The 9,783-nt window shown below is 60.5% G+C and carries 10 protein-coding genes and 1 pseudogene; 5 read left to right on the top strand and 6 right to left on the bottom strand.

Annotated features, from left to right (window positions below):
- Nucleotides 1-59 precede the first annotated feature (59 nt).
- Nucleotides 60-170: pseudogene (locus LJ738_RS03610) on the bottom strand (Y-family DNA polymerase); the annotation flags it as partial.
- A gap of 63 nt (nt 171-233) precedes the next feature.
- Nucleotides 234-674: a LexA family protein gene (locus LJ738_RS03605; protein WP_227784946.1), complete on the bottom strand. Its 441-nt coding sequence runs from the start codon at nt 672-674 to the stop codon at nt 234-236.
- Between the two features lie 229 nt (nt 675-903).
- On the opposite strand from LJ738_RS03605, the gene LJ738_RS03600 reads away from it, so the two are divergent.
- Nucleotides 904-1,152, top strand: coding sequence for a hypothetical protein (locus LJ738_RS03600; protein ID WP_068196948.1), 249 nt, complete (start codon nt 904-906; stop codon nt 1,150-1,152).
- A 109-nt stretch (nt 1,153-1,261) separates the two neighbouring features.
- Here the strand turns inward: LJ738_RS03600 and LJ738_RS03595 are convergent, their stop codons facing one another.
- Both LJ738_RS03595 and LJ738_RS03590 read right to left on the bottom strand, forming a co-directional pair.
- The gene (locus LJ738_RS03595) at nt 1,262-1,951 is read right to left on the bottom strand and encodes a TIGR02117 family protein (protein WP_227784945.1); all 690 of its coding nucleotides are present in this window, start codon (nt 1,949-1,951) and stop codon (nt 1,262-1,264) included.
- A 150-nt stretch (nt 1,952-2,101) separates the two neighbouring features.
- Nucleotides 2,102-2,839, bottom strand: a complete 738-nt coding sequence (locus tag LJ738_RS03590) for a Dph6-related ATP pyrophosphatase (RefSeq protein WP_227784944.1) — start codon at nt 2,837-2,839, stop codon at nt 2,102-2,104.
- Nucleotides 2,840-2,974: 135 nt separating this feature from the next.
- On the opposite strand from LJ738_RS03590, the gene LJ738_RS03585 reads away from it, so the two are divergent.
- The 3 genes from LJ738_RS03585 (at nt 2,975) to LJ738_RS03575 (ending at nt 5,030) form a co-directional block, all read left to right on the top strand.
- Entirely contained in the window at nt 2,975-3,736 is a 762-nt protein-coding gene (locus LJ738_RS03585; RefSeq protein ID WP_227784943.1) for a glycosyltransferase family 2 protein, read from the top strand.
- 22 nt (nt 3,737-3,758) lie between these two features.
- The gene (locus tag LJ738_RS03580; RefSeq protein WP_227784942.1) at nt 3,759-4,184 is read left to right on the top strand and encodes a hypothetical protein; all 426 of its coding nucleotides are present in this window, start codon (nt 3,759-3,761) and stop codon (nt 4,182-4,184) included.
- Between the two features lie 99 nt (nt 4,185-4,283).
- Nucleotides 4,284-5,030, top strand: a complete 747-nt coding sequence (locus LJ738_RS03575; protein ID WP_227784941.1) for an EcsC family protein — start codon at nt 4,284-4,286, stop codon at nt 5,028-5,030.
- A 51-nt stretch (nt 5,031-5,081) separates the two neighbouring features.
- Here LJ738_RS03575 and LJ738_RS03570 read toward each other — a convergent pair whose 3' ends face one another.
- Complete coding sequence (locus LJ738_RS03570) at nt 5,082-5,729, bottom strand: hypothetical protein (RefSeq protein WP_227784940.1); 648 nt, start codon at nt 5,727-5,729, stop codon at nt 5,082-5,084.
- A 118-nt stretch (nt 5,730-5,847) separates the two neighbouring features.
- Nucleotides 5,848-8,139: an aconitate hydratase gene (locus LJ738_RS03565; protein ID WP_227784939.1), complete on the bottom strand. Its 2,292-nt coding sequence runs from the start codon at nt 8,137-8,139 to the stop codon at nt 5,848-5,850.
- 264 nt (nt 8,140-8,403) lie between these two features.
- Here LJ738_RS03565 and LJ738_RS03560 point away from each other — a divergent pair, with 264 nt between their 5' ends.
- A complete protein-coding gene (locus LJ738_RS03560; RefSeq protein ID WP_227784938.1) occupies nt 8,404-9,705 on the top strand; it encodes a TlpA disulfide reductase family protein in 1,302 nt (433 codons plus the stop codon).
- Nucleotides 9,706-9,783: the final 78 nt, after the last annotated feature.

The following is a 9,783-nucleotide window of genomic DNA, read 5'->3' as shown; positions in this document are numbered from 1 at the left end:
GTTGTTCTTTAGCCCGAGCTAAAGAACGCCTGCTTAGTTAGTTCACAGGCAACAAGTCGCACGCAGCCGTCGTTGTTCGAGAGCACCACCACGGGCTTGCCTTCCAGGTGCGGCGCAAAAACCCGCTCGCAGGAAACATAAAAATTATGGCAATCGACGAGGGCGTACATACGGGCGTGGTGATTTTGCTAACGGGCGCGGCCTTGCTAACGGGTTATTTTCCATTCGTCGGCTTACTGCTCAGCTAATTGGTGGATGACGTGCGTGACCACGCCCCAAACCACCAGCCCCACGCCGCGGTCCACGGCCACCGGCGGGTAGCGTGCATTCTCGGCCACCAGCCACGGCTGCCCGGCCCGCATTTGCAGGCGCTTGATGGTGTGCTCGCCTTCCACCACGGCCACCACAATGCTGCCATCGCGGGCCCGCACCGCCCGGTCCACGGCCACGAGGTCGCCGGGGTGAATGCCGGCCCCAATCATGGAATCGCCGCTGACGCGCGCCAGAAACGTGGAGGCCGGGTGCTGAAACAGGTGCTTGGTCAGGTCGAGCGGCGCGTCGAGGTGGTCGTCGGCCGGCGATGGGAAGCCCGCCGGAATTGGGCAACCAAAAAGCGGCAGCTCCCGAGTGAAGAGGTGGGTGGCGGCGATAAAATCGTAGAGGGAAGCTGACATAGGAGCACCCAAACGCCTGAGCTGACGGCTTGGGGTTGCTATTTACTAATTATTTTAGTAAATAGTTTTAACACCTTTATACAATCCAACTAGATAATGGCAACGTACCTCACCAAGCTTCGTAACATAGTTATGTCAAATTAAAGTAATTCAAGCGCTTCTCTCTAAATAAGACTAAAAAAATCATTTCCAAGCTTTTTAGTTTATCGTATAATTGGTAACTTTGGTTATGTCAAAAGTCAAGCTCCCTACGCCGCTGCCCCTGCAGCAATTCGCTCGTTGCGTGAACGACACGCAACGCCCCGCCGACTACGTTGGTGACTGGCCCGAAGCCGGCCGTGTGTACTCTGTGCGCGTGCTGCCGCACGTGAGCACCGGCAAGCCCCAGGTACACGTCCTCGGTTTTTATGCCGAGCGTCCTTACGGCGCTTTTGCTGCTCACCGCTTCGAGCAGATTGCCGATGTGTGGCTTAATTAAGCCGGCCTAGCCGTCGGCACGATGGTTTCACCCATTTTGGCCCCGTTGGCTTTGCAGCCGGCGGGGCCGGTTTGTGTCTGGGCAGGTTGGTAAGCGCAAGGGCGGGCCGCTACTTGCCGTACTGGTAAAACATGCCCCGGTCGGAGGGCGTCCAGAGGCAGGCTTTCTGGCCGCTGGCCTTCAGGGCGTCGTTGGTCCAGGTGTTGCAGGTGTACAGGAAGCTGTAGACCCGTTTGGCTTCGTAGAACGCATCGTCGGGGCCGTAGCTGTGGCCCTCGATGTGCTGCACGTGGCCGGCCGCATCGTAGCGAAAGCTGTTTTGGATGTAGGCAATCAGGCGGGCATACTCGGCGCGGCTCAGGTACAGCGGCACGGTGGCGGGGCCGGGCACCATGGTGTGCAGGTAAGTGGTGTGCATGGCCGAGGTGCCCAGCCAAAACGCCGCCACGAACGCCGTGCTGAACTTGAGGTCGGCCCAGGTGGGCGTGTCGAGGTAAAAGCCCTTGTCGCCCCAGCCGAAGGCGATGAAGCGCATGGTGGTATCGCCCGAAGGGATGTTGCTGAACGGCAGCTGCTTGCTCCAGTCTATCTGGCCGGTTTTGATGGGCACCACGATGTCGGTGTGCACGCCGTTGGTGTGCAGGAAGACCAGCACGTCGGGTGAGGCCGTGGGGTCTGCTTTGGGCACCGGAATGCGCGAAAGCACGAAGGCCGCGGCCAGGTACAGGCCTGCCACGCCCACGAGCGTGCCGGCTACGTAGCCCACGGGCTTCAGCACTTTGCGAATGAGGGAGGGCATGGGAAAGCGGAGGAATTTGGACGTCTGGATACAGCAGCAATCGGGCAATAAGCCCTGCCGTGGCGGGCTCCAACTGTACGTGTAGCGCGGTTTTTAGGTCGGCATCGGCGGTAGAAACTCCGTCCCACTTCGCCGCTTTCCTGCCGGCCGCTAAACCAAGTCGCAGTACCAGAACCCGGTATCAAACGGGCTGGGGCCAGCGCTGTCGTCGGCGCAGTCGTACCCGGAGTCGTCGGTTTTGGGGGCGGGCGTGTATTTGCGGTACACAACCTCTCCCCTCTCGAAGGCAACGGGCTGCCGGAACATTGGGCCGTCATACACGAAGGTGTGGAACTCGCCGTTTTCGCCGCAGGGGTCGACATTGGTGGGCAGGTCGCGCAGGAATTCCTCGTCAATCACCCGGCCCACAAAGCTTTGGTCCAGGTATTTTTCATTGACGCAGGTGGTAATGGTTTTAAAGCCCAGCCCAATAAACTCGCGGATAAGCGCGGCGGTGGGCTGGCCCCAAAGCGGGAACACGGCTTTCAAATTGAACCGGGCCAGCTGGTCTTCGCGGTAGCGGCGCAGGTCTTCGAGGAAGATGTCGCCGAAGATGGAAGCCGTGGCGCCCCGGCGCTGCAGGTCCCCGAGCGTGGCGGTCATCAGCTGCTCGTAGGCTTCCATGGTGGGCATCTCGGGCAGCAGGAGCTGGCGGCAGGGCAGCCCCAGGCTGGCCGCCTGCTGCTCGAGCAGGGCCACGCGCACGCCGTGCATGGAGATGCGCTGGTACGGCTCGCTCACGGTGGTCAGCAGTTCAAGTACGTCGTATTGTTCGCCCTGCAGCACCTTATACAGTGCCAGTGCCGAATCTTTGCCGCCGCTCCAATTGAATATTGCCTGCTCTTTCATGCCATGGCAAAGTAACGGCCTTATGGGCCAAAGAGGCATTTGGGCGGCAGTATCCGAGCGGCGCGGCCGGCCCCTGAGCGAAGTTGAGCTGAGCCGTAAGCAACTTTTTGGGCGCATAAGCCGAACAAGCAAGCCATGCACTTTGCCATCATCACCCCCACCCACCAGCGCCGGGCCCTGCTGCCCGAGGCCGTGGCCAGCGTACGCGCCAGCGTCAGCGCTCCGCTCGACTTCTCGTTCGAACACCTTATCTACGACAACGGCTCGCGCGACGGCACGGCCGCCTACCTGCGCGAAGCCGCCGCCCAGCCCGGCCCGCCGCTGCGCCACTGGCACGACCCTGCCCGCCAGCTTGCCGGCCTGGCCCGCAACCAGCTCATTCAGGAAACAGCCCCCGAGGCTTGGGTGGTGCCTCTGGACGATGACGACATCATGCTGCAGCGCACCCTGCACCACTACGCGGCTCAGATTGCAGCCCACCCAGGTCAGCCGTGGTTTGTGGCCGACTTCCTGCGCGTGGACGAGCACGGCCGCTACCTGCCCAACGAGGACTACTACGCCTGGCAGTTCGATACGCCCACCGACATGCTCCGCGCCATCTTCCGGGCCGAGCACTTCATCCAGGGCAACGTGTGCTACAGCCGCGCTTTCATCGACGAGGCGGGCGGCTACGACGCCGAGCTGCCCATGGCCGAAGACCTTGACCTCTACGTCCGGTTTTTGCTGGCCGGGCAGCTGCCGGTGCTGTGCCCGCACATCAGCCACTTGCACCGCTTCCACTCCCGCAACGTGAGTATCGGCGTCGATGCCGCGAAGCACAACGCCGACTTGCGCGTGATTTACCAGAAGTACGCCCCGCAGCTGCAGGCCCTGGGAATCGAGGAGCCCGGAAAGTAGCTGGCGCCGTATTTTTGGGCTTATGCCCGCCCCTACGCCTACTTCCGCACCCGAACCCGTTTACAGCATTCCGGCCTCCTACCGCAAAATGGAGAACACCCACATCCTGTTCTGGCTGGTGAAAGACATCAGCTGGTGCATGATTTGGAAACCCCTGGGCCTGCTCATGGTGGTGCCTACGCTGGGCATTGCGTTGGTCATTGCCTGGCGAACGCGCGGCTACAAGTCGGAGCTGGCGCACAACCTGGCCATTGTGTTCTGGATTGCGGCCAACTCCTACTGGATGAGCAGCGAGTTTTTCGGCTTCGATACCGTGCAGGTCATGCCGCACGTCACGGGCAAGCATCTGGCGCTGGTGCCCTTCCTTATTGGGCTGGGAATTTTGCTGTACTACTACCTGGTGCAGAAGCCCCGCGAAGCGCAGGAGCCCGAAGTAGCCACCCTGTAAGCCGGGCCACCGAGCGGCTGGAGCAGCCGCGCAACCTCAACGTGGCGCGAGCGGCCATCGTAGCTTAGGGGCCCGCTCCACCCTACCCCAGCCAGCGCCATGAGTATCGAAGAACAGCAGGCCCTTGCCGAGCTGCAGGTTTGGCAGCAGGAGATGCAGCGGCCGCCCTCGTTTCTGAACCGCTTTTCCCGCCGTGTGCAAACCCGGCTCAACGCGCTGCTTCCCGAGCGGGTGCACCAGGCCATCACGGCGGCCATTAAGCACATGGTGCGCGGCGTGCTTTTTGGCTCAACTCACACCACGGCCCAGCCCCTCACCGGGGCCACGCTGGCCGAGCGGGAAACGGCCGTGCGCGCCCGCATCCGCGACTACCGCACCATGGCCACGGCCGAAGGCGCCGTCACGGGCGCCGGGGGCTTCCTGCTGGGCCTGGCCGACTTTCCGCTGCTGCTCAGCCTCAAGCTCAAGCTGCTCTTTGACGTGGCAGCTCTCTACGGCTACGACGTGCGCGACTACACCGAGCGGCTGTACCTGCTGCACGTCTTTCAGTTGGCATTCAGCAGCCAGCACACCCGCAACGAAACCTACCGCCGCCTCGCCGCCTGGGAAACCTACCGCCACACCCTGCCCACCGACGTCCACGAATTCGACTGGCGTACCCTGCAGCAGGAGTACCGCGACTACATCGACATCGCCAAAATGGCTCAACTCGTGCCCGTTATCGGCGCCGCAGTGGGCGCCGTGGCCAACTACCGCCTCATCGAGCAGCTCGGCGACATGGCTATGAACTGCTACCGCATGCGGCACTTCGCAGCGGAAGATGCGCGGCACCTGGCTCAACTTTAGCTCAACGTGACGCGTGCCAGCGGCGGAATTTGTAATAAGCCAACTCAATTATTACACCTCTCTCAACCTGTCCTCAACTTTCAAATTGTCAATAGCATTGCTGTCAAACATCAGGGCTATATCATTGAGTGGACCAAGAGTCAGGATAATCGGACCAATGAAATCACTCTGTTTGACAAGCAGCCTGAATTCACTTTGGTAACTGTAAAGTACCGGCTTTTTAAACAATGACCATTTCCCCCTATAGCTCGACTTGTCTTCATAGGTAACTGGACTATATAGCACCTTTTTATTCTCAACTAAAGCCGCATTTTCCACTCGCTTCAAGAATTCACCCACATTGTGAATTATCAAACAGGAATCCCCGAATTTCTTGCACCTCGCATCCACGCTTATTTGACTTAAGTCTTCAGTCTTATAGAGTCCATACATTGAGTAGATATTACCGACAGGGTAATTATTGTGAACTGCAATGCAGCCTTTAGCTGCTTTCGCAATCACTACTCCGTCAAGTAAAACATCCATATTGAAGACGTCTTCAATGGAAATAAGCGCTTCGTCAACGTCGCCTCTCAGAGCAGCATCTTCGATTTTAACAAATTCAATTACATGATTCATGTATAAGACGCCTTTGTCCAGCAACTCTTGAATATGAACCTTTTGTCCAAACTTAATCAGTGCGAAAAGTGAGAATTCCATAATGCCAGCATTATAAGTATCTATCGTTACAAACTTAGTATTGTGTCTGAACCAAAACGGCCGCCCCAGAATCCTGGGGCGGCCGTTGTTTTTACTGCCGAAGCGAGAAGCTGAGGAACTACAGCGTCGCGGCTTCCGTCACGCCGCTTTCCTTCAAGCGAATCAGATTCAGGGCCGAGCCGGCTTTGAACCACTCAATTTGACCTTCGTTGTAGGTGTGATTGAGGGTGATGAGGTCGGTATCGCCGTCGGCGTGGTGCAGGCGGGCCTGCAGGGGCTGGCCGGGGGTGAAGGTGGTCAGGCCGAGGATGTCGATGAGGTCGGCTTCTTCAATCAGGTCGTAGTCGGCCTTGTTGGCGAAGGTGAGGGCCAGCATCCCCTGCTTTTTCAGGTTGGTTTCGTGGATACGCGCGAAGCTCTTCACGATGACGGCGCGCACGCCGAGGTGGCGGGGCTCCATGGCGGCGTGCTCGCGGGAGGAGCCTTCGCCGTAGTTTTCATCGCCCACTACCACGGTGCCAATGCCCATGCTCTTGTAGGAGCGGGCAGCCTGCGGCACGGTGGTGTAGCCGTCGCCCTGAGTCACGTAGTCCTTCACCTCGTTCACGCGGCCATTGAAGGCGTTGGTAGCGCCGATGAGCATATTGTTGGAGATGTTGTCCAGGTGGCCGCGGTATTTCAGCCACGGGCCGGCCATCGAGATGTGGTCGGTGGTGCACTTGCCCTGCGCTTTGATGAGCAGGCGCAACCCTTTCAGGTCGGTGCCTTCCCAGGGCTTAAAGGGCTCGAGCAGCTCAAGGCGGTCCGATTCCGGGCTCACCAATACCTGCACGCCGCTGCCGTCGAGCGCGGGGGCCTGGAAACCGGCATCCTCTACGGCAAAGCCGCGGGGAGGCATTTCCACACCTACCGGCTCGTCAAACATCACCGGGCCGTTGGTGCCGGGGAGGGTGTCGGTGAGGGGGTTGAAGGTGAGGTCGCCGGCAATGGCGAAGGCCGTCACGATTTCGGGCGAAGCCACGAAGGCGTGGGTGTTGGGGTTGCCGTCGTTGCGCTTGGCGAAGTTGCGGTTGAAGCTCGTGATGATGGAGTTCTTGCGCTTGGGGTCGTCGGTGTGGCGGGCCCACTGGCCGATGCACGGGCCGCAGGCGTTGGCGAGCACCACGCCGCCCATCTCGGCGAAGGTATCGAGGAGGCCGTCGCGGGCCACGGTGTAGCGCACCAGCTCCGAGCCGGGCGTTACCGTAAACTCGGCGTTCACGTGCAGGCCCTTGGCCACGGCCTGCTTGGCAATGGAAGCAGCGCGGGTAATGTCCTCGTAGCTCGAGTTGGTGCAGGAGCCGATGAGGCCAACCTCCAGCTTCTCGGGCCAGCCATGCTCTTTTACGGCGGCGGCAAACTGCGAAATGGGCCAGGCCGCGTCCGGCGTAAACGGACCGTTCACGTAAGGCTCCAGCTCGGTGAGGTTGATTTCGATGAGCTGGTCGTAGTACAGCTCGGGCTGGGTATACACCTCGTCGTCGGCGCGCAGGTGCGCGGCCACGGCAGCGGCGGCATCGGCGATTTCGGCCCGGCCGGTGCCGCGCAGGTAGTCGCCCATTTTCTCATCGTAGGCAAACACCGACGTGGTGGCCCCGATTTCGGCGCCCATGTTGCAGATGGTGCCTTTGCCCGTGCAGCTCAGGCTTTCGGCGCCCTCGCCAAAGTACTCCACAATGGCACCGGTGCCGCCTTTCACGGTCAGGATGCCGGCCACTTTCAGAATTACGTCTTTGGCCGAAGTCCAGCCGCTGAGCTTGCCGGTCAGCTTCACGCCAATCACCTTCGGGAACTTCAGCTCCCAGGCCATGCCGGCCATCACGTCCACGGCGTCGGCGCCGCCTACGCCGATGGCAATCATGCCCAGGCCACCCGCGTTGGGGGTGTGCGAGTCGGTGCCAATCATCATGCCGCCGGGGAAGGCGTAGTTCTCGAGCACCACTTGGTGGATAATGCCGGCGCCGGGCTTCCAGAAGCCGATGCCGTATTTATTGGAAACCGAGGCCAGGAAGTCGTACACTTCCTTGTTCTCAGCATTGGCTTCGGCCAGGTCAGCGGTGGCGCCGTCTTTGGCTTGAATGAGGTGGTCGCAGTGTACGGTGCTGGGCACGGCCGCCGTAGGCTTGCCGGCCTGCATGAACTGGAGCAGGGCCATCTGGGCTGTGGCGTCCTGCATGGCTACGCGGTCGGGGGCAAAATCGACGTAAGAAACCCCTCGCTCGTAGGCGTGCTTTACTTCGCCCCCGTAGAGGTGGGCGTAGAGGATTTTCTCGGTGAGGGTGAGCGGGCGCGCCACAGCGGCGCGGGCCGCCTCGATGCGGGAACCCATGCCGGCGTATACCGCGCGAATCATTTCCAGGTCGAAAGCCATAGGATACGTATTAATAAGAGTGGTTGCGCAAATGTAGTACCTGCGCCAAGTTGTACCTAGCCGCAATACGCTAATAGCGGTATTGACCGATGCTGGTAGTCTTAACGTAGGGTAGCCGGGCAGCGTTGGGCTGGCTTCGGGCAGTGCGCTGCCCGGGGCCCCGCTCAGCCGCCGATGCTATTAGTAACAACTTAATGGCACCACTAATAGTTGTGTGGCGCTGCTGGCGCCGCCGGCATTCCATTCGCACTTTTGCACTACTATATGACTACGACCTCCCTTCGCGTGCTGGCTGCGGCCACCGCCGGCCTGAGCCTGCTGGCCAGCTGCGATTCATCTTCTTCTAAAAAAGAAAGCACCGATACCCGCGCGGCCGATGCCAGCGCCGCCTCGCCCGCTGGCCTCGCGCCCGGCCACTGGGATGGCTGGGTGCGGGCCCAGAACAAGGCCATTCACTTCGAGTTCGACGTGGCCGTGGAAAACGGCAAGCCGGTGGTGTACCTCATCAATAAAGGCCTGGGCGGGGCCGAGCGCCTGCGCTGCGACGAAATTACCTCGGCCGGCGACTCGACCACCATCCGCCTGCACGTGTTTGACGCCGCACTGGTGATGCGCCCCGACGGCGCCGACAAGCTCGCGGGCACTTGGGTGAAGTACGACGCCAAAACCCCGTACCGCGTGCCGGTAGTGGCCTTGCACGGCCAACGGCCGATGCCCGTGGCCCAGCCCAATACGCCAAACTACACCGGCACTTGGCGGGCAACGTTCACCGAAGCCGATGGCAACACCTACCCGGCCGTGGGCATTTTCAAGCAGGACGGCGGCGCCATCACGGGCACGTTCCTCACCACCACCGGCGACTACCGCTACCTCTCGGGCGCGGTGCTGCCCAGCGGCCTGGGCCTCTCCACGTTCGACGGCAACCACGGCTTTCTGTTCCAGGCCACCAAGCAGCCCAACGGCACCCTCAAGGGCGACTTCTACTCCGGCAAAGCCGGCCACGAAACCTGGACCGCCGTGCTCGACCCCAAAGCCAAGCTGCCCGACGCCGACACCCTGACGTACATGAAAAAGGGCGAATCCCAGCTCAACTTCAAGTTCCCCAGCATCTTCGAGGGCGGCGTGGTGGACCCTAGTGCCCCCAAGTATCGCGGCAAGGTGGTGGTGATTCAGCTGCTGGGCTCGTGGTGCCCCAACTGCATGGACGAAACGGCTTATTTAGCGCCGTGGTACGACAAGAACAAGAGCCGCGGCGTCGAGGTCATCGGCCTGGGCTACGAGCGCAGCCCCGACTACAAAGTGGCCTCGGCCCGCCTGCGCAACCTGCGCGACCGGTACCACATCAACTACGAGCTGGCAGTAGCGGGCGTATCCAACAAGGATTCGGCGGCCAAGTCCTTGCCCCAGCTGGCGAAAGTTCTGGCTTTCCCCACCACCATTTTCCTGGATAAGAAAGGCAACGTGCGGAAGATTCACACCGGGTTTGCCGGGCCCGGCACGGGCAAATACTACCAGGAAGAAATTGCGGGCTTTAACCGCGAAGTAGATAAGCTGCTGAAAGAATAACCCAAAAGCCAAAAAGAAGACGTAAATTGTAATTGACCGTTACACAGCAGCTTACCGCTTCAATACCCCTTCCTATAT

Origin of the sequence: Hymenobacter plasmatis (assembly GCF_020711255.1) — a bacterium.
Taxonomy (GTDB): Bacteria; Bacteroidota; Bacteroidia; order Cytophagales; family Hymenobacteraceae; genus Hymenobacter.
Note: the sequence above shows the minus strand (reverse complement) of the source record. Positions and strands in the feature narration are given on the sequence as shown.